Annotated in this window: 20 protein-coding genes; 14 read left to right on the forward strand and 6 right to left on the reverse strand. The window is 55.6% G+C overall.

What is annotated here, in order from left to right; genetic code table 11:
* The 3 genes from B2R17_RS22600 to B2R17_RS22610 form a co-directional block, all read left to right on the forward strand.
* Positions 1-1,312, forward strand: a 1,312-nt coding sequence (locus B2R17_RS22600; RefSeq protein WP_286765777.1) for an Hsp70 family protein, incomplete at its 5' end; no start/stop codon positions are given.
* Between the two features lie 2 nt (positions 1,313-1,314).
* Positions 1,315-1,995, forward strand: coding sequence for a hypothetical protein (locus B2R17_RS22605; RefSeq protein WP_286765778.1), 681 nt, complete (start codon positions 1,315-1,317; stop codon positions 1,993-1,995).
* Between the two features lie 113 nt (positions 1,996-2,108).
* Entirely contained in the window at positions 2,109-3,809 is a 1,701-nt protein-coding gene (locus tag B2R17_RS22610; protein WP_286765779.1) for a J domain-containing protein, read from the forward strand.
* Positions 3,810-4,183: 374 nt separating this feature from the next.
* Here B2R17_RS22610 and B2R17_RS22615 read toward each other — a convergent pair whose 3' ends face one another.
* Together B2R17_RS22615 and B2R17_RS22620 are read right to left on the reverse strand one after the other, a co-directional pair.
* Positions 4,184-4,465, reverse strand: a complete 282-nt coding sequence (locus B2R17_RS22615) for a hypothetical protein (protein WP_286765780.1) — start codon at positions 4,463-4,465, stop codon at positions 4,184-4,186.
* Positions 4,462-5,622, reverse strand: a complete 1,161-nt coding sequence (locus B2R17_RS22620) for a Gfo/Idh/MocA family protein (protein WP_286765781.1) — start codon at positions 5,620-5,622, stop codon at positions 4,462-4,464. Before B2R17_RS22620 ends, B2R17_RS22615 begins: the two co-directional genes overlap by 4 nt.
* 433 nt (positions 5,623-6,055) lie before the next feature.
* On the opposite strand from B2R17_RS22620, the gene B2R17_RS22625 reads away from it, so the two are divergent.
* Positions 6,056-6,580, forward strand: coding sequence for a hypothetical protein (locus tag B2R17_RS22625; protein WP_286765782.1), 525 nt, complete (start codon positions 6,056-6,058; stop codon positions 6,578-6,580).
* Positions 6,581-6,728: 148 nt separating this feature from the next.
* Positions 6,729-7,850, forward strand: coding sequence for a transglutaminase-like domain-containing protein (locus tag B2R17_RS22630; RefSeq protein WP_286765783.1), 1,122 nt, complete (start codon positions 6,729-6,731; stop codon positions 7,848-7,850).
* A 140-nt stretch (positions 7,851-7,990) separates the two neighbouring features.
* On the opposite strand, the gene B2R17_RS22635 is transcribed toward B2R17_RS22630, so the two are convergent.
* Positions 7,991-9,052: a hypothetical protein gene (locus tag B2R17_RS22635; RefSeq protein WP_286765784.1), complete on the reverse strand. Its 1,062-nt coding sequence runs from the start codon at positions 9,050-9,052 to the stop codon at positions 7,991-7,993.
* Between the two features lie 526 nt (positions 9,053-9,578).
* On the opposite strand from B2R17_RS22635, the gene B2R17_RS22640 reads away from it, so the two are divergent.
* Both B2R17_RS22640 and B2R17_RS22645 read left to right on the forward strand, forming a co-directional pair.
* Positions 9,579-11,306 carry a purine-cytosine permease family protein gene (locus B2R17_RS22640; RefSeq protein WP_286765785.1) on the forward strand — a complete coding sequence of 576 codons (1,728 nt, stop codon included), beginning with the start codon at positions 9,579-9,581 and terminating at the stop codon, positions 11,304-11,306.
* 18 nt (positions 11,307-11,324) lie between these two features.
* Positions 11,325-12,833, forward strand: coding sequence for a mannitol dehydrogenase family protein (locus B2R17_RS22645; protein ID WP_286765786.1), 1,509 nt, complete (start codon positions 11,325-11,327; stop codon positions 12,831-12,833).
* Between the two features lie 81 nt (positions 12,834-12,914).
* On the opposite strand, the gene B2R17_RS22650 is transcribed toward B2R17_RS22645, so the two are convergent.
* Positions 12,915-14,954: a dockerin type I domain-containing protein gene (locus B2R17_RS22650; RefSeq protein ID WP_286765830.1), complete on the reverse strand. Its 2,040-nt coding sequence runs from the start codon at positions 14,952-14,954 to the stop codon at positions 12,915-12,917.
* A 368-nt stretch (positions 14,955-15,322) separates the two neighbouring features.
* On the opposite strand from B2R17_RS22650, the gene B2R17_RS22655 reads away from it, so the two are divergent.
* From B2R17_RS22655 to B2R17_RS22665, 3 genes are all read left to right on the forward strand, one after another.
* Complete coding sequence (locus B2R17_RS22655) at positions 15,323-16,204, forward strand: SHOCT domain-containing protein (protein WP_286765831.1); 882 nt, start codon at positions 15,323-15,325, stop codon at positions 16,202-16,204.
* A 281-nt stretch (positions 16,205-16,485) separates the two neighbouring features.
* Positions 16,486-17,694, forward strand: a complete 1,209-nt coding sequence (fdhA, locus tag B2R17_RS22660; RefSeq protein ID WP_037253482.1) for a formaldehyde dehydrogenase, glutathione-independent — start codon at positions 16,486-16,488, stop codon at positions 17,692-17,694.
* 593 nt (positions 17,695-18,287) lie between these two features.
* Positions 18,288-18,653: a hypothetical protein gene (locus B2R17_RS22665; protein WP_286765787.1), complete on the forward strand. Its 366-nt coding sequence runs from the start codon at positions 18,288-18,290 to the stop codon at positions 18,651-18,653.
* A gap of 271 nt (positions 18,654-18,924) precedes the next feature.
* Here B2R17_RS22665 and B2R17_RS22670 read toward each other — a convergent pair whose 3' ends face one another.
* Positions 18,925-20,256 (reverse strand): hypothetical protein, encoded by a 1,332-nt coding sequence (locus tag B2R17_RS22670; RefSeq protein WP_286765788.1) that lies wholly within the window; start codon positions 20,254-20,256, stop codon positions 18,925-18,927.
* Between the two features lie 204 nt (positions 20,257-20,460).
* Positions 20,461-21,249 (reverse strand): rhomboid family intramembrane serine protease, encoded by a 789-nt coding sequence (locus B2R17_RS22675; protein WP_339886647.1) that lies wholly within the window; start codon positions 21,247-21,249, stop codon positions 20,461-20,463.
* A gap of 476 nt (positions 21,250-21,725) precedes the next feature.
* Here B2R17_RS22675 and B2R17_RS22680 point away from each other — a divergent pair, with 476 nt between their 5' ends.
* The 4 genes from B2R17_RS22680 to B2R17_RS22695 all read left to right on the forward strand — a co-directional run bounded on the left by B2R17_RS22680 (position 21,726) and on the right by B2R17_RS22695 (position 24,659).
* On the forward strand, positions 21,726-22,184 hold the full coding sequence (locus B2R17_RS22680; RefSeq protein WP_008670902.1) for a hypothetical protein: 459 nt from the start codon (positions 21,726-21,728) through the stop codon (positions 22,182-22,184).
* A gap of 243 nt (positions 22,185-22,427) precedes the next feature.
* Positions 22,428-22,868 (forward strand): hypothetical protein, encoded by a 441-nt coding sequence (locus B2R17_RS22685; RefSeq protein ID WP_286765790.1) that lies wholly within the window; start codon positions 22,428-22,430, stop codon positions 22,866-22,868.
* A gap of 224 nt (positions 22,869-23,092) precedes the next feature.
* Positions 23,093-24,496 (forward strand): efflux RND transporter periplasmic adaptor subunit, encoded by a 1,404-nt coding sequence (locus tag B2R17_RS22690; protein ID WP_286765791.1) that lies wholly within the window; start codon positions 23,093-23,095, stop codon positions 24,494-24,496.
* A 7-nt stretch (positions 24,497-24,503) separates the two neighbouring features.
* Positions 24,504-24,659, forward strand: coding sequence for a hypothetical protein (locus B2R17_RS22695; protein ID WP_008670908.1), 156 nt, complete (start codon positions 24,504-24,506; stop codon positions 24,657-24,659).
* The last annotated feature ends 54 nt before the right edge of the window (positions 24,660-24,713 follow it).

The raw sequence follows: 24,713 nt of genomic DNA on the forward strand, positions 1-24,713 counted from the left end.
CTTGAACGTTCGCCGTATGATCAACGAACCCACAGCCGCGGCACTCGTCTACGGCTTCCACGCTCGCGAAGAAGAAAAGAACCTCTGCGTCATCGACCTTGGCGGCGGCACATTCGACGTGACCGTCATGGAAGTCTTCGAAGGCACCCTGGAAATCCGCGCAACCGCCGGCGAGAGCATGTTGGGCGGCGAAGACTTCACCGACCGAATGGTCTCCGCGGTCTTGTCCGGCGAAGACACCCAGCTCGAACTCGCTGAACTGCAGCAACCTCTGCGTGTATCTCGATTGCGAGGCGAATGCGAAAAGGCGAAACGTTTGCTGTCCAAGGAAGAAAGCTGCAAGATCCGGCTTCCCGACCAAGATGGCAACTTCGCGGAGAAACCGAAAACATATCGGCTCACCCGAGCCGACTTTTCGCGAATGTGCGATCCGTTGATGCAGCGAATCGCGGGACCGATCGCGCGAGCACTTCGCGACGCTGAACTGGATCCCAAAGACATCGACGACGTGATCTTGGTCGGTGGCTCGACTCGCATGCCGGTGCTGCGCGACTTCGTCGTCGACTACTTTGGCAAACCGCCGATCATCGATCACGACCCCGATGAAGTCGTCGCTCTCGGCGCGGCCGTCCAAGCCGCCTTGATCGGCCAAGACGCCGCGGTCGACGACATGGTGATGACGGATGTCTGTCCGTTCACGCTGGGGGTCGAAGTCGTCAAAGAATTCGGTGGTCACATGCAGGACGGCTATTTCAAACCGGTGTTGCATCGCAATTGCACGATCCCAATTTCACGCGAAGAAGTCTTCAGCACCGTCGCGGCAAACCAAACCAACGTGACGCTGCGTGTCTTCCAAGGTGACGCTCGCAAAGTGGCCGACAACACGGCTCTGGGGGAATTGGAAGTCAAAGGATTACCACCCGGTCCCGCCGGCAGCCCCATCTATGTTCGCTTCACGTACGATTTGTCAGGCGTTTTGGAAGTCGAGGCCTATGCACCGGGAGGCGAACGGTTCCGCACCGTTTTGACCAATCATGTGCATCAGTTGTCTCCCGCCCAAATCGAAGAAGCCAAGCGTCGCATCGATGCATTGAAGTTCTATCCTCGCGATGATTTGGACAATCAAAAGCTCGCTCGTTTTGCGGAACGCATGCTCGGCGAACTCCATCCATCTCAGCGTCAACAACTCGACGAAGCCTTGGACATCTACGAGGACGCCATGGCAAGATCGGATCGCGAACACTTTGCGAGCGCAAAGGACACATTGTTGATGGTTCTATCCTCACTTGGCCTCGATCACGAAGATCATTGAACGTGACTGACTCGCCCGCCAAAACCTATTTGCGATCCATGCTGGACATCAATCCGGTATGGCAGTCCGCATCCGCGTTGCAATCGCGACGAAAGACATTGCGGATGCCGAATCATGATCGCCGGCAAACCAGCGTCGATTCGGATTCCGTTGACGACATGGTCGCCAAGCACCAAAAACGAGCGAAGGCTCGCGAGACGGTGACTCATCTTCAACAGAAATTCTTCCATCTATCGGACGAAGAACTGGGCTCAGGTTTGGCCAGCCTAAACGCTGAGGAAGTCCCCGAGTTGGCACCGACGATTCGCCGTTTGCAAACTGCCGCAACCGAACGCAACTCGTTCGTCAAAATGTTGGACGACAAAAAGTTCGACCGAGAATTGGTGATCGCATTGGGCAAGTCCGTGGTGCTGCCGCAATCCGATGCCGGCTACGTGCGTGAGAAGTACATTCAAAATTTGACGACCAAGAGCAGTCGCAAACGAGCTCGCGAGACTTCACTCAAAATTCAAAAGGCGTATCCGAATCTGTTCGCCTTAGAACGTGATTGGCTCATCACGCTGCAGAACAGCAAAGCATCGGGACCGATGAAGTCCGGCGGTGCCTCCTTGCTCAACTTCAGGGTCCTATTCTTTGGAACCCTGATCGCCTACCAAATCGCCAAGCTTTTCCTGATGGATTGAGCCGACCGCGGCAGCGCCAAACTTCTGCAGAAGCATCGCACGGCGGTGGCAGAATCCACTCCCTGCCGGTACCGCCCATCGCATCCAAGTGACACTCACGCCCATCATCGTTCATGTCTGACCCCGCGTGGCATCATCTTCCGCACGATCCAAGATCGTTCTTCGACTTAACGGAAGGCTTCGATCGTCGTGATCTGAAGCGTGCCTATGGAAAGCTGATTCGTCAGTTCAAACCGGAAACGCACCCACAGGAATTCCAACGGATTCGGGCTGCCTACGAACAACTCGAGAATGCGGAACGATACGGCCGAAACCAAGCCGAGAGCCAATCTGCCGCGGAGGCTTGGAAGCCAAACGCCAATCCTCCGCCTCAACCCGAATCGCGTCCTAGCGACACTTCGGCCTCGAATGCAAACCAAACGTCCAAGCGTCCGAAGCCACCGGTTTCGCCCGTCGATGAAGCGATCGCGAATCCGCGTGAGTCTTACACGCGTCTTTTGCAAAAGCATTCACGCTCGCCACTGGAATACTACATCCTCGCGGTGCTCAGCGACCTTCTCGTCAAACCAACCAACGAGAACGAGAAACATCGCCCCCAGTTTTTACAATGGTTGCTCGATGGCTTGCAGGAACATCCGCAAGAACCCGGGCTGATCTCACTCGTCGCAGGCACGCTTCGCGGTGATGTGCCGGACGATCAGATCCAAACGCTTCTGCCAAAGATCGCCAAATCGATTCGTTCTTCGATGTTCTATCGATTGACCGAACCGCTTTGGGAACGCCTGTTGATCGATCAACCATTCGCAACCTTTGAACGATTGATCCGCGAATGCGAAAGCCATCTGCGTCAGGGCGATCCGCGCGCCCGACTGGCGTTCTACCTTCGCATCTTGAGGACGGCCATCTGGACCGCTCCCTCGGAGTGGACTCAATCGCAACTCGAAACGTTGTCTGGCCAAGCCGCAGACTTGGACGATTCGATGCAGAACGATTTGGAATTCGTCGAATTGCTGCACAGTTATCTTTCGTCAACCAAGCCATCTGCTTCGGAGTTGCCGGCGCGTGCGACGATGGAATCGTTCCTACGCACCTACTGCACGGGCGACGGGCCGACGGCGACGGCGGAAATGGCACGGTGTCTCGACGAGATCGCTCGTGATGCTCACGGCGTTCAGGAGTCATTCCCGATCAACCAAGAACAAGACGATCACTCGTTGTTCCTACTGATGATGATGGCCACATCGGACCTGGCAGAAACAACAGGCTTGATCGCACCCGCACCAGACGAAGAGAAGAACAATCGTCAAGCGGTCTCGTGTTTGCGTGATCTCAAGAACACGCTGCAAGAGGTCGTGCATCGCGTTTCATTGATTGACACAACCTACAAATGGATTCCGTTCGCGGGATCCTTCGCGGTCTTGCTGCTCCTCTTCGCCGGAATCCTGTTCATTTCAATGCCGGTCATCAATCAACTGAACGGTCCAGCGGCGCTCGTCGCCATTTGTGTACTTTGCCTGATCGCAGGATTAGGATTTAACATCTACTATTTCTTTTGGTTCTATCCCAAGCACCTTGCCGAGCGTGCCGAAAACTCACGTCAAAAATACTTCGCAACGTGCTACACCAAACGTTGGCGAGGGCGACTGTTCCGCTATGTGCAATCCTGTGGGGAATCTCCCAGCGATTCATTGACGCGTCTCAACGAGGCTGCCGCATTCCACGACGACACCGAATGGATGAACCTGGTCCTCAGTTTCTGCCACGGCGATCTCGGGCTACTGATCTTCGCCCGCGCTCAATTGTTTGTGGGGTGAGTGGGAGTGGGAGTGGGAAAGGGGCTCAGGGCCACAGAACCACAGGAACCTACCCGTAGGCGGATTCGCCAGAATTCGGACCGCACACCGTCCCATGATCGCAAAGCGAGCGAGCATCACAACCCGCCGCGTAAGCAAGGCCACCATTAACAATCCCCGCCTTCCTGTAGCCGGATTCGCCAGAATTCGGACGCACACCGTCCCATGCTCGCAACGCGAGCAAGCATCCCAACCCGCAGCGTAAGCAAGGCCACCACCAACAATCCCCGCCTCCCCGTAGCCGGATTCGCCAGAATTCGGACCGCACAACGCCCCATGCTCGCAACGCGAGCGAGCATCACAACCCGCAGCGTAAGCAAGGCCCACACTACAACCTACAAGTGCAGCGGCAAGAACCGTTTCACTTCATCGGGCTGTTTCTCCGCAGGAGGATCCAACCACGGAACCTCCTCTTCCCGTTGCATGTGCTCGCCGATTCGAGCCCGCACGTCGCGAACGATCGTCGACAGCACATCGCGTTCGGTGGCACCTTCGGTTTCGACACCTTCCAAGTTCGCAACGCGGCCCCGCGTGCGACCACTTTCCGTTCGGCTCACGTAAACCACGCACCCAAACGCCGGCTGATCTTTCTTGCTGGTCGTCGGCAAATCGGTCACGCTAGATCTCCCAAATCAACTCGTCGTCCTTCATGCAAACTCGTACGAGCCGCCTTCAAAATCGCGGCCGCATTGAACGCGTCTTCCAATCCACTCAGATTTCGAACCAAACTCGTCACCGCCCGATGGAATTGACCGAGCATCTTCTCACCAACCGGGGATTCCCCCTCCAAGAACTCTTGGTGACGTCCAGCGTCATCGAACCAGACCAACGTTCCGGGCAGATCGACAAACGCGACTCCGTTCTCGCAACAAACCTGCATCGCCGCGGGTGGTCGAAAACCGATTGCCTCTTGCCATTGGGCGGGGATGTAACTGCCACAACTGACTTGAGCGGTGACACCCTTGTTTCCGCTAGGTCGCCGACTGCTTTCGGTGGAACTCCCATTGGATGTCGCTGCTGGAGTACCAGTCGAAAATCGTTCACGCGAGCCTCGACTGGAAGTCGCATCATTGAACAACAAACTGAGAGCTTGGTAGTCCGCCGCTTCTTCAGGTGAGTGATTGGCCGACATCACACTGAGAGGGCGTTCTCCGACAACGTAACAACACCAATCAATCAACTGCATCAATTCGGTGCGCGTCATCCGAGCACGAATCTCTTCCGGATCGACTCGCGAATCGTCACCCAAGTTTCCCTCGACACCGCGCCGCGTGATTTGGTCGCGTCGCTTCAGTGGAGCGTCTTCCAAACACAATCGCTTGTGACAAAAAATCAGTCGGGGTGCCCCCAGGTGAGTCGCGATCAATTCCTTCAGCCGCAACGTCGCGGGGGCAAACCGTCGTGGAAGCCCAGCCATGAATGCGACTCCGGAATCCTCCACGCAATTTTTGAATTCGCGATCGCGGACTGGATCGAAATCTAAATCGCTGGCCCAGTAGACCGCTTTGCCGGCCCGACAGGCCGCCGTTGCGGGATGGAATCGCAACCAAGAGTTCTCGAGCACCAACACCGCGTCGATGTCATCCCGCGTCACCAACGCTTGGTATCCGTCGACGGGGTCCGCTTGGAACTCGGAGACCGCAGATTCGGCCAATTTGGACACGTTGCAATAGATCGCACGAACATCGAATCGATCTCCTAGCATCCGCAATGCAGGCCGGTGCATGGACTGCCATTGATCGCCCAATCCGATCAATCCGATTCGCAATTTCACTCGAGTTCCCTTCGCAGTTCGCCTGGATTGTTCATCGATGCACAATCTAGCAGATTCGCAAGCGTTCGGTATGCAGCCTAGCGTTCCGCTCCGGCCGCCAAAGAATCCACCTCCACGAAAGTTCGGTTTGAGTAACCTGCGCAGGGCTGACAACGACAGCGTTCCCAATGCATCGTCGTTGTGGGAAGCTCCAGTCACCTTCTCGCGACGCAATCCATCGCCCGCCGGCCACGGGAAATGTCAGCAAGCTGCTTGACCCTCCTCAGTGCCCGCGTTTCACCCCCGATTGCCGCACGCAAGCGGCTTTCGGCTGAGCATCTTCCAAAGGCCGCCAAATTCTGAACATATCGCCATGTAACAAACCATGGTCCCGTCCGCTGAGTGGAGTGTTGCTCGACATGCACCACCCCCTTCACCAGCACGGACCGAAATCATGCGTCAGTTCACCCTCACCATCGTTTTCAGCGTTTGTTTTCTGTCGACCGCCAGCGCACAGCACCAAACACACCCCGAGCACACTCGCCCATCGCCGCCTCCCATCCGAAAGGCCGACAAAGGAATTCTCGAAGCGGAATGGCTGGAAGCGATCGCGATGACGGACTACGAAGTTTGGATCGCGGAAGACACATCGAAGAAGCAAGAATTCGAACTCTTCTTGCAAACGAAGGATGGGTGGATCAACGTCGGAGATGCTGCCGGCGGGCTGCATATCCAGCCTCGTTTCTTTGACACCCGAGAAGAAGCGGAACTATTCGCGTTGCTAGAACTGGAGCGCAATCCGGGATACCTGGACTATTTCATCAAGTCCTACACACCCGACATGGACTGGCAATACGTCGACACATTCGACAGCAACGCCGAAGCACGCGAATTCTTGGATGGTTTGCTGGAATTGATCGGCGACAACTACGTCGGTGATGTCCGAAAAGTGACCGTTTTGCCGCGGTCGCTTCAATAACCATCTCTATCCGAAGTGGCAATGATCGCTGCTGTCGATCGCTTGCGAAAGGCAGACTGCGATTCCGACTGGTATGCTTGGCACCTGTCGATTTGCTCATGGGTTCATATTTCCCTCACGAGCGACAATTCCAAGCGGGGTCCAATCAATGCCATCTACCAAAGCACTTTTAGCCGCCGCGATCACTTTCGTCGCTTTGTCATTCGTCGACGCGGTAGCTCAAGACAATTTCATCGAACGACCGAGTCAACCGGCGGCTGAAGGACCGAAAATCCCCAGTGGGCTCAATCAAGGTTTCTCGATCGTTCGCACCCCGGCCAAACGAGTCACCGCGACCATCACCTTCGCGGTCGACATCCCATCGGTGAAAGCCAACACATGGGTTTTCGCAATGCCGGAGCCCCCGAACTTGCCCGGTCAAACATTGGTGAACGCCAGCACCACACCCGCCAGCGAACGCATCACAGATAAGTCTGTGTTGAAGCGGATCATTCGCCGGAGTCGCATCGAGGTGGTGGATGATTCGCAAACCAGTTCCGCCCAGTTCCGATGCGATGACGAAATTCAATTGTTTGCTCGATCGTTGCAATACGACAAACGAGCCACTTCAGCGAACCCGTCAGTCGATCCGCTCTCAGACGAAGACCGAGCGATCTTTCTGCGGGCGACGCCAGAGTACGACTTTCAGTCCGAAGCATTCCAAAAGTGGAAAACGAAGAATCGGTTTCGACGCATTCGGACGGAGGGCGAAGTCCGATTCGCTCAACGAGTGTTCCAAAGACTGGCCAACACGTACCAGTATTCGTATGTCCCAAGCGAAGACAGAACCGCATCCCTGTTGTGCCAATCGGATGCAACTGACTGCGGTGGTCTCTCCACTCTTTTCGCCACCGTCATGCGAAGCGAAGGCGTGCCAGCACGAATTCTATCGGGCCGATGGGCGATCTCTGCCAATCCAGGCGAGACAATCAACGATCAGCCGTACTACCAATACCACGTGATCGCAGAGTTCTACGCTCAAAACGTTGGCTGGATTCCTTTGGACACCTCTTCGGCGATCATTCATGACCGAACCAAAACAAAACTGCAATACTTCGGTCAGTCCGACGGTGACTTCATCACCTATCACGTTGATCCCGGCGTCGAGTTCGACACGGACCTTCACGGTGACTACCGAGCCCCATACTTCCAAATCCCTTTGATGTGGCTGACCGGCGAGGGCAACCTCGACCAATTTAGCCATCAGGAATCTTGGACCGTCAAACCCTAAATGGTTGTTGCCTTCGTATGCAGAGAACCTAACAACGGCAAAAAAGGGCGATGGTGATTCATTCACCATCGCCCCTGTCGCTTCCACAGATTCGTTGAGCACTGATCAACTTGAGTTTTTCGACCGATCGGTCATGTGGATTAATATCGGAAGATCATGTCCACGGTGACTCGGTCTTCCAGCACGTCTTTGAACGCGGTCAAAGGAAATTCGTAAGCCACACCTGCTTCAAAGCTGCTGTTTGGTTTGAACTTCATGCCGACGTTGTGAGTGACCAAATCGTTGCCTTCCACATCGGTTGCGCCCAAGTTGAGCAGGTCTTGGCCAGAAACACCCAGTGCCAAACCGTTTTCAGCTTCGTCAACCCAGTGCCACCAGGAGTTTTCAGTGAACAGGTAGACACGGTCGGTCAACTTCACGTCAAAGTGGTTGTTCCAATGAACGGTCGTGCTTTGAACCGATTGGTCAACGGGCAACTGCCACCCAACGGAGCTGAGGATGTGGGCGTTGCCACCCATCAAACGTTGTCCACCCGTCGCGAAAAAGTGGAATTCCCCATCGCCGATCGCTTGCGACGATTGTTTGCTACCCATCGGGATTTCGTATGTGAATCCGCCGGACAACAACGTTCCCGATTGGGTATCGCGAATCAAGTTGTATTTCAGCCCCGCTGAAACATCAGCCCATCCGGAATCCAACAACAACGTGTCCAACGCTCCTTCGCTGTTATCCAGGATGTATCCATCCTTCACGGCGATCAGACTGAGTCGTTCCGTCAAAGCCACACGGAACTGCAATGCAAACAGTTGGACCGAGCCGCCGCCGGGAATGTTTCCGGGTCCGAGCGTGGCGGGAAACTGATGCGTCACGAAGATGGGACGCAATTCCGTCAAATTGCGTGGATCTTCGAAGTGAACAAAGTCAATCATTGGGCTGATGAAATCGTCGAAGCAGTGATCACTTGGACGCAGGTGTCGTTTCAACGAGGCCAGGCATCCTGCGGCTTTGCAACCACGGCACCCGACTGAATCACACAGGGAGTCGCACCCACTGTCATCGCAACCAAGCTCATCGCAACACACATCGTCGCATCCAACCAGCCCCAATGGATCACAACCATTGGAATGTCCGGCCGAAGCAAACGACGTCAAACAGCACCCCATGATGACGGCCAAAGCCGAGGCCTTCCAAACGCAATTCACGATCCGTCTCCTATTGACATGCACATTGACAATGGCCGATCAACGCTGCCGGACCAATTGAACAATGTGCTTGTTTCGTTACTGACGGCAAATCGGTCGACAAAGACACACTGCTGCGATCTCACGCCAATGATCCGCACAGATTGCCAAGTCCCACTCAATGGCAAACTTGGTATCACCCAATGCCAAAGTTGCATGACTGCCAATCCAGATCGTGCGGCCTTGTCACACACTACGATCCCGCCCAAATCTCACTGTGCCAATACGACGCGAATCGATGCGTCGCCTCCCAACCGACTGCTCATCTCGCAGCAATTCAAAAATGCAATTAAGTCGATCCGGCACCAACACAATCTCTGCAACCCAACCAATTTGCTGAACTCAAACGTTCGACTGCGACATCGCGTCCAACACGAACGCATGGTGAGTTGTCTGTGACGACCTGGGTCGCGATTCGTCCTGTTGAGGTGGAAATCTGTTTAGAATTACGGCACCGGCCTCGAATTCCCCCCGTAGAGCAACACGCATGAGCACCGACACGAACCGACAAGCAATTGCCCAAATGAAACAGGAGCAGTTGCCGGTTCCAAGCCATCGGTTGCACAGCTGGCCTCACTTTGTCGGCCTGTATGCGGGAGAGCATGTTGCGGCGACCGAGTTTGTGATTGGCGCAACCTTTGTCGCCATGGGAGCGACGACTCGCGACATTCTGATTGGGCTGCTGATCGGCAACATTTTGGCGATCCTAAGCTGGACGCTCATCACCACCCCGATCGCCGTTCAGACTCGATTGAGTCTCTACACCTACTTGGAAAAGATCGCTGGCGACTCGATGACGCGGCTCTACAACTGGGCCAATGTCTTGATCTTCACGGTCATCTCCGCCGCGATGATCACGGTCTCCTGCACCGCGGTGCGGCTGCTGTTCAACATACCGGCTCAATTGGAGTGGTATCCGACGGACTTTTTGTTTGTCGCGGTTGTTGTCGCGGTGGGAATGATCGTGGTGTTGATCGCGATGTACGGATTCAACGCCGTGGCAGAATTCTCGGGTCTATGCGGTCCGTGGCTGGTCGTGATGTTTGTAAGTGGAGCTTTGGTGCTGTTCCCTGCATTGGCTGAATCGGTTCTTGGAAAAACCACCCTCGCCGGCCTTGGTGATTTTCTCGTCATCGGCGACCATTCGATTTGGACCGGAACCAATGCGGAAGGCAAACCGGGAATCGGAATGTGGGAGGTCGCCGGTTTCGCTTGGGCGGCCAACACGATCACGCACTTCGGATTGATTGACATGGCGTTGTTGCGATACGCGAAAAAGTCGATCTATGGGTTGTGCACCAGTGCGGGCATGTTGTTCGGACACTATATCGCGTGGATCGCATCAGGCATCATGGGTGCCGGAGCGGCGGTGTTGCTGAAGTCCACCATTGTTGACCTCGATCCCGGTGACGTTGCCTATCGAGCACTCGGATTGTCCGGCTATGTCATCGTCATCGTTGCCGGGTGGACGACCGCGAATGCGAACCTGTATCGCGCGGGTTTGGCCGCCCAAGCGATCTTCCACAATCGGTCTCGTAAAAAGGTCACGTTCACCGTCGGATGCGTAACCGTCGCGGTTGCGTGCTTCCCGTTTGTCTTTCGTCAAATCCTTCCGCTGTTGACCTACGCGGGTCTGTTGGTCGTTCCCGTCGGAGCGATCGTTTTTGCCGAACACGTGGTGTTCCCTCGAATCGGCTTCACGCGTTATTGGGCGAAATTTCGAAATTTGCCGCACAGCACTCCCGCCATTGCATCCTGGATCGCTGGGTTGATCTTTGGGTTTGGGCTGAACGCGATGCAGGTGATGTCGTTTTACTACCTGTTTCTTCCCACGTGGGCATTCACGATTCTGCTCTACACTTTCCTGGCCAAGCTCTATGGGGCCGCGGAAGCTTATCCGGCGGAAGAAGAAAAGGAGCGAAGACTCAACGAAGACATTCGCGAATTCCAACACGAACAAGCGTTGGCGGAAGGCGAACCCGTCACCGACTCATCGCGTTTGACCCTGGTGCTACGATGGACCTCACGGCTTTGTCTGCTGTTCATCTTGTTGCTTGCCTTGAGAACAATGTTCCAAAGTCCGGACTTGCAAACCTACACCTCCAATCGTGACCTCTTCTACACCTGGGCGTTCGTGCTGACGATTTCGTATTTCGCGACCGCATACTGGGTTCTGCATCGCTACAAAGCCATCAATCCACAGCACGACAATTAGTCAACTGGCTGGAACAACATGACCAATGAAACCAAGACGCTAAACGAAGCCAACCTGACAGCGTTGCCCGCCGAACTATTGCCGCCGCAATACGACCGCAGTCGTCTGAAGCCTCGAATCGTGCACGTCGGCGTCGGTGGGTTCCATCGATCGCACGAGGCCTTTTACACCGACGAACTGCTGCGGGCGGATGAGTCTTGTGATTGGGGAATCTGCGGCGTGGGTTTGCGACCAGGCGATGAGAAAATCGCCTCGATATTGAAAGAGCAAGACTATCTCTACACGCTGATCATCCGGCATCCCAATGGCACCATCGAAAACCGCGTGATCGGTTCGATCATCGATTTCTTGATGGGATGCGACGATCCCGAATCGGTGATCAAACAAATGGCCAGTCCCGACACTCGAATCGTATCGCTGACCATCACCGAAGGCGGCTACAACCTGGACGCCGCGACTGGTGATTTCAATTGGGATCATCCCGACGCGCAGCACGATTTGGAACATCCGACCAAGCCAAAAATGGTGTTTGGGTTTCTTACCGAGGCGCTCAAGCGTCGTCGAGCACGCGACCTTCCCGCGTTTACGATCCAGTCGTGCGACAACATCCAACACAACGGCGACCTGACTCGTAAAACGGTGTTGGGATTCGCGAAAAAGCAGGATCCGGAACTCGCGGAATGGATCGAAGCCAACGTTTGCTTCCCCAACGCAATGGTTGACCGGATCACTCCCGTCACCACCGATGCTGACATCGCATACTTGGCCGAGGAACACCAACTGACGGACCAATGGCCAGTCACTTGCGAGCCATTTTGCCAGTGGGTCGTCGAAGACAGTTTCTCTTCGGGTCGCCCCAAATGGGAATCCGTCGGCGCTCAATTTGTCCCCGATGTTGTTCCTTACGAGAAGATGAAGTTGCGGCTTCTCAACGCCGGTCACTCCGTGTTGGGCATCCTTGGATCGCTTCATGGACACCGGACGATCGATGGTTGTGTCTCGGACACTCTGTTTGCCACTTACCTACGCCAGTTCATGGATGTGGAAGTGACGCCGGTGTTGGACGAAGTCGAAGGAATCGACCTGGAATCCTACAAAGACACGTTGTTGCAGCGTTTTGGAAATCCAAACATCAAGGACGCTCTTTCCCGCATCTGCCTGGAAAGTTCCAGCAAATTGCCGGTCTTTTTAATTCCGACCATCCAAGACAACCTGGCTCGCGGTGGCAGCATCCAATTCGCGACGTTGGTGATGGCGGCTTGGTGCTTTTACAGCGACAAGCAAACCGACCAAGATGGCAACGCTCTTGAGATCACTGACGAACTGAAGACACAGCTTCATCAAGCGGCGGTTGCCACTTGCAAAGATCCGCTCTCGTTCTTGGAAGTCACCGAGGTGTTCGGCGATCTGATTCAAAACGAACGCTTCACCAAGCAATACGTTTCGATGGTTGAAACGCTCTACGAAACGACCGATATCGCGTCGATGATGGAGCGTCTGATTCAAACCTCGGGGCAGGCGAACTGACACCTCGCCCGAGTTCGCTTTTGTGAACCAACTCGCAGAGACCGAAATTGCGTCGCTGCAAGCGTCTCCGGTCTTGTCCGTTTAGATCAAACGGTTTTCCGCGAAGATTTGATCGATGGCAGCGATTCGCTGGTCATCCTCCGATCGGCGATTCAAATCATCGCGAGATGAATTTTGTTCCAGAGACACCTGAGCGGTGTCTTGAACAATCGGTTCGCGATTCCCTTGTCCCGATCGGTCAGAACCGTCGCGGTTTGGCTGGTTCTCTCGGTCGATCGTGGCCAGCTTGCCATCATCGACGCCTTCGCCAATCGAATCATCTTCCGATGTCGCCACGATGAATTCGGATGCGACCGACGCTGCGATGGACTGGCCGACCTCCTGACCGACCAGATCATCGAAGTCTAAATGAATGCCCAGGTAAATTCGGCTGCGTCCATTCTCGGCCATGGCTTCACTGAAGGAACTGAAAGTTCGCTCCGCGTCTTCCAGATCCAAACCATAGGCTTCTTGAAGCTCCGGGTTATCCATCAGGATCTCAAGCTCTTCCGACGCGACGGTGAATGAGATGTCATCGGTCCCATAGAATTCTTGCAAGGTCCCGAACAAGGCACCGCCGAATGTCGCGTGGCCGGAGATGTACGTTGGGAACTGTGGCGTGAAGCCAACAATGTCATCGCCTCCGTCGGGAGCCCCCAAGGCGGTCCAATCAGCATCGCCTTCTGTCAAAGCATTCCCATCCGCGTCACCTTCCTGAATCGCGGTGACCGGACGCCAGAACTCCTCTGCAAACTTGGTCGTCCATGCCACAACGCCCGCATCGGCCATCGCGACCGATGCCTGAGCGAACAGCGCCGCATTCTCTTCGAATGTGTTGCCTTCTTGCACGGCCACCGTTTCAAGGATGTCATTGAACAATGCCAGCGGAGTTCCCAAACCTTCTCGGTCGTAGGCCCAAAAGATACCCGCTTCGGTTTGGTCGGCTGTTCGAGTGGTGCTGTCTACCGCTCCCAACTCTTTCACTTCGTTGTACGACGCCGCGTATTCTTCGCTGGTCAAATCCGGAGGCGAATCCGGTGTGCAGGCGTCCGCATCCGAGATGGCGAACGTGTCGACATCGCCCCATCCCGGTCCCCAAACCGGCACGTCTGGATTCAGCGGATCCGATTGGAAGGAACCAACCTCGTCGGTGTAGGTGTACTCCACGATCGCGTCCGAACCATCATCCGCACGATTCGCAATCACGGTGCTGCCAACTTCAGCCCCGAGAATCAGCCCCGCCTCCGTTTCCGATTCCTGGCTGTAGGTCGCCAGCACCTCCGAATAAAACGAATCAATCGTTTCTTGCTGGTCTAGGTACAAAGAACTCAAAACTGAGTAGGCGGCACTGGAAGCGGCAGCCTGCGATGAAACGTTGCCGGAAGAGTTCGTCAGCGAAGAATCGTAATCATAGAATGTGATTTCAGAATCGCCGGACGCGATCGCGACAGAGTCATAAATCGCGACGTTCAGCATCGCCATCGCTCGCGAGGCGTACCCCGGGTTTTGATAGTCCTCGCTGTTGGAGTTCAACTCGTTGAACAAGTTGTTCCAATCGAGCACGGCGTCACCGGTCAACTCAATCGCCGAATCCGTTTGATCGTCCGTAGTCGTTCCGCCGGTCGATTGATCATCGTCCGGGGTGTCCCCGGAATCCGATTCATCTCCGTTCGTACCGGAATCTGCCTGGTCTTGGTTTCCCAATCCTCCGCCAGGTGATCCCGAATCGCGTGATCCACCCTGATCGCGATTCAGACGATTGATCACCATCAATACATCTAAAGCACTGTTGCGACCATCGTTGTTGACGTCGGTCATCTGTCCGCGTCCGACATCGCCTGCGGCTTCACCGGCTTGTTCACGATTCATTCGATTGATGATCGTCAACGCATCCAAAGCCGTGACCTGGTCATCTTCGTTGACGTCTTCCGGCATCGCCTCGTTGTGAAACAAATTGGCCGCGAGAAGGTTCCTGGCCTCCAAGTTCTCCGACTTCAACTTCCGACGAGTCGACTGTCGATGCTGTTTGCGAGAGCGAGCTGACTTGGACGTTTTGCCCCAACGATTCCAACTGAGTGGCATGGTATTCCCCGCGTCGCGTTTAAGAGAAGGAGAAGCGGCGGGCCATTCAAATCGTTGCAATTCGCGACGAAACAGGACTCGCCATACCTTCTGAGGACGGACCCCGCGACCAAACGTCACACCTGCATCGCAGTCACATCGAAAGTCAGCGAACAATTCGCAGCAAATCGTCCTGCTTCCGGCCGCTTCCAGGGGGCGAGGACACCCGGCAGCCATTCCGGCCGGCACAATCGACACCCCAAAAATGTGGCACTAGGAAGTCTGGGCGAATTGGTTGACAATGAATCGAGTGATGTCAGTAAAGTGCCTGACGTCGATCTATTTCCACCAGTGTTTCCTGCGAGTCTCCCGTGTTGCCACTTTCGTCCATGGGCCAGCAAATCGCCCAAACACTCTCAAACCGTCATGGGTTTTCCGTCGATGCCGTCAGCCACATGTTGGCAGCGGTCTACAACGGAAACGGAAGCATGGCCCAGTTCTCACATCCAGAATTCGGTGGGTCAGGACAATGGATGTCCGGCGGCATGATGATGATTGGCGACATGTTCAATCAAAATCTGAAGTACCGTGTCGCCGCACTGTGTGACGACTGCGCTCGTTCGATCGCCGAGAACCAAACCGGAACAACCAGCGGTGTGTTCCAATCGCAAAGCCAAAGCGGTGGCTCAAACTACCAAGACCAGCAAGCCGGCGGCGGATCGGGCGAGAACAGTTTGTTCGCACCGGACCCGCGACGAAATTGGTGGCCCAGCGAACTTGGATCGCCATCGGCCAGCGGATCGCAAAACCAAATGCGTTACGCGTACTTTGCTAACGCACAACGTTTGGCGGTCGCGACGGGCGATGACGTTTGGTTGTACGACACTCTGCATCACAACATTGGTGGATTCAGCCAACAGCAATCAGGCGACGGTTCCATCACCTTCACCAGCCAATTCGGAATCGTTCCACTGTCATCGCTGCCTGTCGTCAGTCGAAACGGAGTCACCGAAACGCCGCAAGCCCCACCCGCTCCGGCTCCATCGCAAGCGTCGTCACCTCCAGCGGCACCGACTCAATCGACGCAAGAGACTTCGCCTGCCGAGCCTACGCCGGCTTCGGTCACCACATCGAACCAACCGCAAACAACGTCGTCCAATCCGAACGATGTTTTTGAAACGATCGATCGCCTCGGCGGCTTGCTCGACAAGGGCTACATCACGCAGGAAGAATTCGATCGCAAGAAGTCCGACTTGCTGGACAAAATTTAGAGTTCGCCGGCAACGGTTCGCTCATTGGATGGTCGGTCTTTCGTGGGGAATGACAAACATCCGTGGGAACGATCGAGGAACCGTTCCGCCCGAACCTACCAAACCAAGTCGCTTTCGACCACGGTCTATTGACCTTGCAAGGAGACCGGTCGCCGCCGCCCATTGCCGCGAGCCCATCTGATAGACTGCCTCTCGACTTAGTGACGCTGATCTTCCCGTCGACGTCACCAAGGTTGTCTTCTCTCCCGCTCGCTCCTTCATTCCCCACGAGGCGTGTTTCGATGTCAGATAACAAAGGTGTTGTGTACCTTGGCGATGGAAAGGTCGACGTTCAGTCGATCGACGATCCCAAATTGGAACTCAGCTATCGAGGAAAAACTCGGCAGTGCCATCATGGAGTGATCCTGAAGGTCATCTCCACCAACATTTGCGGCTCCGACCAACACATGGTTCGAGGACGCACGACCGCCCCGGCCGGCATGGTGCTTGGGCACGAGATCACTGGCGAGGTCGTGGAAGCCGGCCGCGACGTGGAGTTCATCAAAAAAGGTGACATCTGCAGCGTGCCGTTCAACATCGCGTGCGGTCGATGCCGCTGCTGCAAAGAAGGCGACACCGGCGTTTGTGAAAACGTGAACCCCGACCGCCCCGGCGCAGCTTATGGTTACGTCGACATGGGCGGCTGGATCGGCGGCCAATCTCGCTACGTGATGGTTCCCTACGCCGATTGGAACTTGCTCGCGTTCCCTGACCGCGACCAAGCTCTCGCGAAAATTCGCGACTTGACCATGTTGTCGGATATCTTCCCAACCGGATACCACGGCGCGTACACCGCGGGCGTGACCACCGGCAGCACAGTGTACGTCGCGGGAGCCGGCCCAGTCGGACTTGCCTGTGCTCACGCGGCCCAGTTGCTCGGTGCCGCCGTGGTGATCGTTGGCGACATGGTCGAGGAACGGCTCGCGCAAGCCCGCTCGTTTGGTTGCGAGACGGTTGACCTCAAAACCGAGGCTTCTTTGCCAGACATGATCGAACAAATCTTGGGATCCCGCGAAGTCGACTGTGCCGTTGACTGTGTTGGATTCGAAGCCCGCGGTCATGGTGGAGATTCAGGTGTCGAGAAACCCGCGACGGTGCTCAACCAAGTCATGGAGGTGACCCGAGTCGGAGGCGGAGTCGGCATTCCCGGCTTGTACGTGACCGACGACCCGGGCGGAGTCGACGAAGCAGCCCGCACCGGCAACCTATCGCTCCGCATCGGTTTGGGCTGGGCCAAATCGCTGCACTTCACCACCGGCCAGTGCCCTGTGATGAAGTACAACCGAGGCCTGATGATGGCGATTCTGCATGATCGCTGCCAAATTGCCAAAGCGGTCAACGCAACGGTGATCTCGCTGGAAGATGCCCCTCAAGGCTACGCCGACTTTGACCAAGGAGCCGCGAAGAAATTCGTCCTCGACCCACACGGCGTCCTGGCTGCTTCCAGCTAAGAACCACGTTAACAACAAGTGACGTAGCGGAAGGGCGCGAGCCCTCCGGTTCCTCACCGGGCGGCTTGCGCCACACCGCTAACATCGTGACTTGTTGTTCACGCGTTGCTAAGGAACGCGACATTCAATGGACGCGACAGAGGGCAGATGCAGCGATTGCATTCGCCCTCTCATGCGGCGGCTTGTCGATTGAGTCGTCAACGAGGTTTAAATGTATGTAGGATGGGCACTCTTGCCCGTCCAGGTTGCGGATGTCGGCCAAGAGTGGCCAACCTACAGCAAAATCGACAAGCCCGTTGCCAACGGGCGAGGTTCGCAAGCTGTTGCGAGCACGGCACTTCAAAACTGCACAACATTTTGATGGGTCAGGCTCCCGCTACACTCACCGAGCATACGAAGCCGCACAAAGGGCACCAAACCAACTCCTGGAGTCAACTACCAGAACCGATCCGAGTCACGCGGCTCTCGCGTTGGCGGTACAATTATGAGATGCGACTTCAACCAATTGTTGCAGTGCACTTTGACGTGAATGACACAACCGACAGCACTGTTGAAGTGTCGTTCCGTTTGGCTCTAGCTGAGGAGTTCCGGCGATGAACCGACGTTTTTTCGCGTTACTTGCAGTGGCACTCCTTTTCTTGATGCTCGTCTCCTTCGCTTGGGTCGCGAATCGTTCCATCCGTTGGGTGACTAGCTTGCCCGATCGCATCGAGATCCGCTTCGAAGACGACGCCATGACCGCAGTGATCACTGAGTGCATTCGGGCATCGCTGACGCAACCAGACACGGAGATGCAGACGCAATCGCTGCACGCTCTCCTCCGCGGCGTAGAGGAAAACCCAGAACTCGCTGATTGGCTTCAAACCGAATGTGGATCGGAACTCAAGACGCTCAGAAATTCAACCGACGTGGGCGTGGCTTCGATGGCGAGCATGCTCATGTCGAAAGAGAACAAGTGATCGCTCCGGCGTTTGCTGCGGTTGCTTTGGAGAGAACGCGGATCAAAAGACAAACGGCTCAAATATCGAGAACGAAGCAGGTCGGCAGGAGTCTTTCAGCATTTGAACTGTTTTGGCAATCACCACTGGTCCCACCTAAAACCGGGGCTAACGCCCAAACGGCTTACACGGTTGTGCCCGATCATTTCTGCCGACCTGTTTAGATGCGACAGGAACATGCAGAATCGTCGCTTAACGTTGTGAACTCCGAGGCGATTTAGTCCTGTCCGGCTCAATAGCCGGTCAGGGTTTCGCTCAAGATCTCGTGTAGCTCGGTTCGCGTTGTTGCGTTCAGATGCGAGTATTGGTTGGGCACAGTCTCTGCGGTCAGGATGGTACGCAGTCGCGTCAAGATTTCTGTTCGCAGGGTTGGCTGCAAGGCGTCAAAGGCTTCGGTGTAGACCAGGAAGCTACATGGGTATCGGAACAACCTGGTTTGCAGATCAAACTGCCGAAGCGATCGCCCCTTCGAATCGATCGGCCCGAGTGCCTCGAACTCATGCACAAATTCGCCCGCAGTTTCGATGGGTGACTCCAACGGCTCCTCGTCGCAGAACAAGATTGCCTGCAACACTTGGCGTGCGGCTTCGGCGATTTGCATCGACAGCTCCTTGTCGTCTGTTTCGCTGGTGCTCTGCCCCTTCGCTAGACGCTGTGCACGATCGTACTCCAGCATTCGGACGGTGAAGTCCGCTTTGACGAAAACATTGTGCACGCTGGTTTGATGCCCCAGGACCATCAACGCCGCAATGTCACTGGTCGGCAACAGGTACCCGGAGGTGTCAATGCGATCTTCCAAGTCCGTGACATTGCCGCTGCGACGCAGATCCAACGTGTTGCCTCGCAAGAAGGCGTTGCCCATGTGCTGCATGGAACCATGGTTGCCGGTCACGTACCAACCGCCCCAACGCTCCGCAAAGGGACTGGAATCACTGGTCACGTGCGAGGGGAATTGGGCGTTGATCCCGCCGTCATGAAACGGCGAAACGCTCCGCATCATATGCCCCGGCAACCCGCCGGTCATCGATGTGGCATGGCAACCTAAACAGTCATAGTCTGACCGCGTCATCTTCGCTCGCCAGGGTTTCATGTCGACGGTGTAGAACGCCGCTCCCAACTTCGAATCGGCGGTTGAGACTTCAACCAACGAACTGCCGCGCACCCAACCAACGTACGTGTCGTCGTTGAAGTAAATGGCTCTTGGGTTGGAACGTGAGATGTGCTGGACCTGCATGCTGGTCTTGGAAAACACCAGGGTTTGCGATGAAACTGGGATATCCAATGCCTCCAGGAGCGATTCCAAGTGCCCGCGTGGCTTGCTGTAATCGAGCCGCACTTCTTTGGACTGGATCTTCGCAATCAACCGGCTGACGCGATTGTCCTCGACCGTGTCGGAGTAAGAAAACGGCGGCTCCTCGATGTCCATCAAACCTTGCGCTGACACTGTTGAAGGGACGCCAATGGCGAGCAACCATCCCAAGGTCAGAACCATCGCCACCAGGCATTTCAACGATGAATGATTCGTCATGAACTCGCCAATGTCATGTGATTGATTTCGGGTCATGTCTCGTTCAGGGTTCGCAGAATCTCAGCAAGGTTTGATTGATGCACAGCCCAGTACCACCGGTTTTCGCTACGCCAATTACGTACACCTCTCTGTATAGAATACACTGTAAGCGCTTCCACGTGAACGCTGCCCGGGCGTGAACTCCGCAGGTATTCCCAAAACCAAGAGAATGAACTCAGCGAATGAGTTCAGAAAGGGACATCACCGGGCGCCGAGCACCCAAGCCCCAACCACGATTGCTCCGGTGATCACGCCAGCGACCATTTGGAACGAACTGCGGGCAAGCCACGCCTCCGGCAAGCGGCATCCGATCCAGCCAAACAGCGTTCCAGCGACGAAGCCGGTGACGTGCGCCAACACATCGGTCCGTTCGCCTTCCAGCCCCATGAACGACAACAACAGGACGCCGCCAATCAAGGGACTCCAGCGAACCAAGGCCTTCGTCGATGTTTTGTATCGAGGGTGCATCGCGTGCGCGACCAGAATCCCTAACGCGGCAAACACGGCAGTCGACGCGCCGATCGAAGTGTGCGCCGCGTCCCGGATCACGGCGTTCATCAAATTCCCCAAAGCACCGGCCAAGACAATTGCCAACCAAGCCAATCCGCCACCTAGAAGACGGCCCGCCAGCACGCCGAAGACACACCCAAAAACCAAGTTCGAGAGCAAATGCCCGGCATCAGCGTGCAAGGTCAGCGCGGTGATCGTTCGCCACCACTCACCGTTCATCACATCACCGGCGTTCATCTGCCCGACCGCTTTCCAGTCGATCCCGTAGGCAGACGTATCCGCCAGAACGGCGACCGAAACAATGAAGATGGCGTAGTAAACCACCCCCGCAATCGAACCACCGAACACGAGGGCTTTGGATGGCAGCGTCTGCTTGGTTTCGGCAATACGATCGTTGCGATACGACTGCAACTCAGCGAAGGCGGCGTTGACTTGATCGTCGGGCACGACCAGGCACCAGTCCTCGGATTGTCGCATCATCTCGTTCGAGATCCCCACCGATTCCAGCACCAACCGAGCATCCATGCAATCGCGGTGCGACGGCGAGCGAAAAACGATTTCGGGTTCCGGTCGTCTTTCGGTCATGGCATGGCGGGCAAGGTTGCCAACCACCTCGTTTTTTGCGGCACGCTGGCTTGGCGAATGGAGATAGGACGGTCCCAAACTAGGCGACGGTCCTAGCACAAGGCAAGCGGTTTGGGCGAAGCGTCCTAGCACCTCCTGAGCGAACAGACGAATCGCGTAGGCGCAGGGCGATAACTCAGTTCCTACACTGTGCAGATGGGCAACCGGGGCTATCGCACAATCACACTCACTTAGGCTCTTCAGGGAGCTGGTTTTGTTAAACTCGTCTCGGTCACGTGATTGCGGTTGGCCACGGACGAGCACCGAACGAAACGAGGCGATTGCATTTGGCCAGAGTACGTCCACTTTGTCATGGAACTGAAACGGTCGTCATGCTGAATCGCATCGAATCACTCGACAAGCAAATTGGATTGGCGATCTGGCGATTCATTCACCGTGACGGAAGGGCTTGGATACGGCGTCTTATGATGCTCTCGGTCGTCGGCATTCTCATTCTGTCGGCGGGCGTTGGTTTGATGTCGTTGCTGACTTCAGGATTGTCTCTGAATCGGGAGCAGATCGCTCTTTTCGCGATGATTGCGGTGTTCACACCGGCAATCGTGCTGTACGGCAGTCTCTTTGCGGCACGTTGGCACGGCGTCATGGGACGTTGCAGATCGTTCCCATTGGCAATTGCCTACACACTCGTCTACCTCGCATTCTTGATTGTCGCTTCGATGTTGGTCGACATGCCATCGAACTTGGTACGAGTTCTCTACTCATGCGTTGCCACGATCGTGACCATCATTTTCGCATGGTCACTCGGCAGAAAACTAAAACAGACTGCGTAGCGGTCAATTGCTCAGCGACGAAATTCGCCTTCGAAAACCGGACACGTTATTCGTGACTTCCAGTTGGGGCATCAAATTGCCGACCGACGAAACTCGCAGGGGATTTCTGATCGGCAGCGAATCATGCGGCTGACACTCCGTTGAGTTCTGTGCATCGAAGATGCCCGTGCCGCGATTCTTCCTCCGTAGTCAATTGCTGGGTCGCTATAGCGAATCTTCGAATTGGCAGTTAAGTTGTTTGGCATGAACCGTGTTCTTTCACTCCTGCTGATTCCGCTTTTTGTGCTCGGGCAATGCTTGCCTCATTTGCACGCGGGTAGCGGTGTGGCTGAACCGGACGATCATGCTCTCCGGCCGCATGTGCATCTGCATGGTCACGCTCATGATGATGTTCACTCACATGACGACCATCATCAGCATGCCAGCGAAGACGATTCGGCTTCGCAAGATGCCTTGCTTTCGCCAGCGGCCGAGCACGATTCGGATGCCCTCTATTTGGCTGCATCGGGTCATTCGCTGACGCGAGCATCGGGGACGATCGGGCTTGAGTTCCACTCGGCAGACTGGGTCGTTTTTTCAGATCCGCTTCCCGTCAACCTTCGACCAGGATGGCGCACCAGTGATCCGCCGGATCGCTATCGGACGCTGCCCATCTATCTTCTCACGGCCTCTCTTCGGCTGTGAATTGTCGACTGAAGATTGAAAACTGACGATTTGAGATCGTTGTTTTCGATTTTCACGTTCTTCATTTCTATGACATTGCAGCACGTTGCGCAGTCGGTTTTTTCTTCGCCGACCAAGCCGACGCGCTAGCGGGTGCGCTCAACCACAACGTTCCTTGCGCGCATCGGGTTGGTAGGACTCGCCATCCCTGCAAATCATCAGTCTCCCATCGAAAATCTTCCATCATGAAATACCTTGGGCCAGCGATCATCGTCGCTGTTGTCGCAGCGACTTGGTTCTTCCGAGCCGAATTGCTCGGTAGCAAAGAGGCGAGCGAAACGCCGACGAATCACTCATCGGCCGAGCCAACCGAAAAGCAAACGGTGCTGGAGATCAGCGAACAAGCAAGGAAAAACCTTGGCTTGTCGTCCGCTCCCGCGAAGCCGCAAGCCTTTTGGAGATCAGTCACGATCCCCGGCGTCGTTGCCGACCGACCGGGACTATCGGATCGTGGCGTGACCTCGCCCGCGGTTGGCATCGTGACCGCGATCCACGGATTTCCTGGCGATACGAAGCGGCCGGGCGATGCCTTGTTCACGCTTCGATTGTTCAGCGAGTATTTGCAGAACACGCAAACGCAACTGTTCAAGGCGAATCAAGAAACGGGCATCATCCAGGAACAGATCGATCGCTTGTCTGGAGCCGTTAGCACTGGTGCGGTGTCCAAGGCGAAGATGATCGAACTGCGAGCAGACATGAGCCGCCAACGGGCGATCATCCAATCCTCTCGGCAAGATTTGCTGACGCGAGGCTTGCGTCCCGAGCAGATTGATCTCGTTCAACAAGAAGGGCAGTTTGTCTCAACCATCGAAGTCGCCGCTCCGCCGCCATTGGCTGGACAAATCGCTTCGATCGGCGAACCAAACACTCCCGTTCAGCAAGCCAGTCTGATCACCGATTCCGCCTCACCGAACGAAGTGGCTTATGAGGTTCAAGAGTTGAGCGTGGAGATGGGCCAGCAGGTGCAGGCCGGTCAGTTGCTCGCCAAGCTATCGAACCATCAATCGCTGTACGTCGTTGGTCACGCCTTCAAACGCGAGGCGTCGTACTTGGAGAAGGCAGCGGCGGAGAACCGTCCCGTCGAGATCGAGTTTGCGGAAGACGATGCCGGCGATTGGCCCAAGATCTCGCAAACGTTTCACATTCGGCATTTATCGAATTCGATCGACCCTGACAGCCGCACCTTCGACTTCTTTGTTCCGTTGTCGAATCAGTCTCACGCCTACACGAAATCAGGAAAGCAGTTCTTGGTTTGGCGATTCCGCCCCGGTCAACGAGCAAGGATCCGTGTGCCGGTCGAACAGCTTGAAAATGTCATCGTTGTGCCTGCGGAAGCCGTGGTTCGGGAAGGCCCGGAGGCGTATGTGTTCCGTCAAAATGGCGACCTTTTCAAACGGTTCCCAGTTCGTGTCCTGCACGAAGACCGTCAGTCAATCGTGATCGCCAACGACGGCAGCATTCCTCGCGGAAGCTACTTGGCCCAGAGTTCCGCGGCATCGTTGAACCGAGTCTTGAAATCGCAAACAGCCAGCGGCGAGCAACCCGGCTTGCACGTCCATCCGGACGGAACGGTGCATGCTGCGCATTGATTGAAGAATGTTGATTGAAGAGGCAAACGAAAGCTGCTACTGGCTCGAACTGATCATCGAAGGCCAATTATTAGCGAAGGAGAAGGTCGAACCCCTCCTCGACGAAGCAAATCAAAGCACCGCCATCATGGTTGCATCTCGGAAAACAGCAAAGGCCGAATAACGATTGAAGTTCGTCGAATGAAGATCGCGTCAAATCCAATCTTCAATCTTCGTT

The organism is Rhodopirellula sp. UBA1907, assembly GCF_002337565.1.
Classification (GTDB): domain Bacteria; phylum Planctomycetota; class Planctomycetia; order Pirellulales; family Pirellulaceae; genus Rhodopirellula; species Rhodopirellula europaea.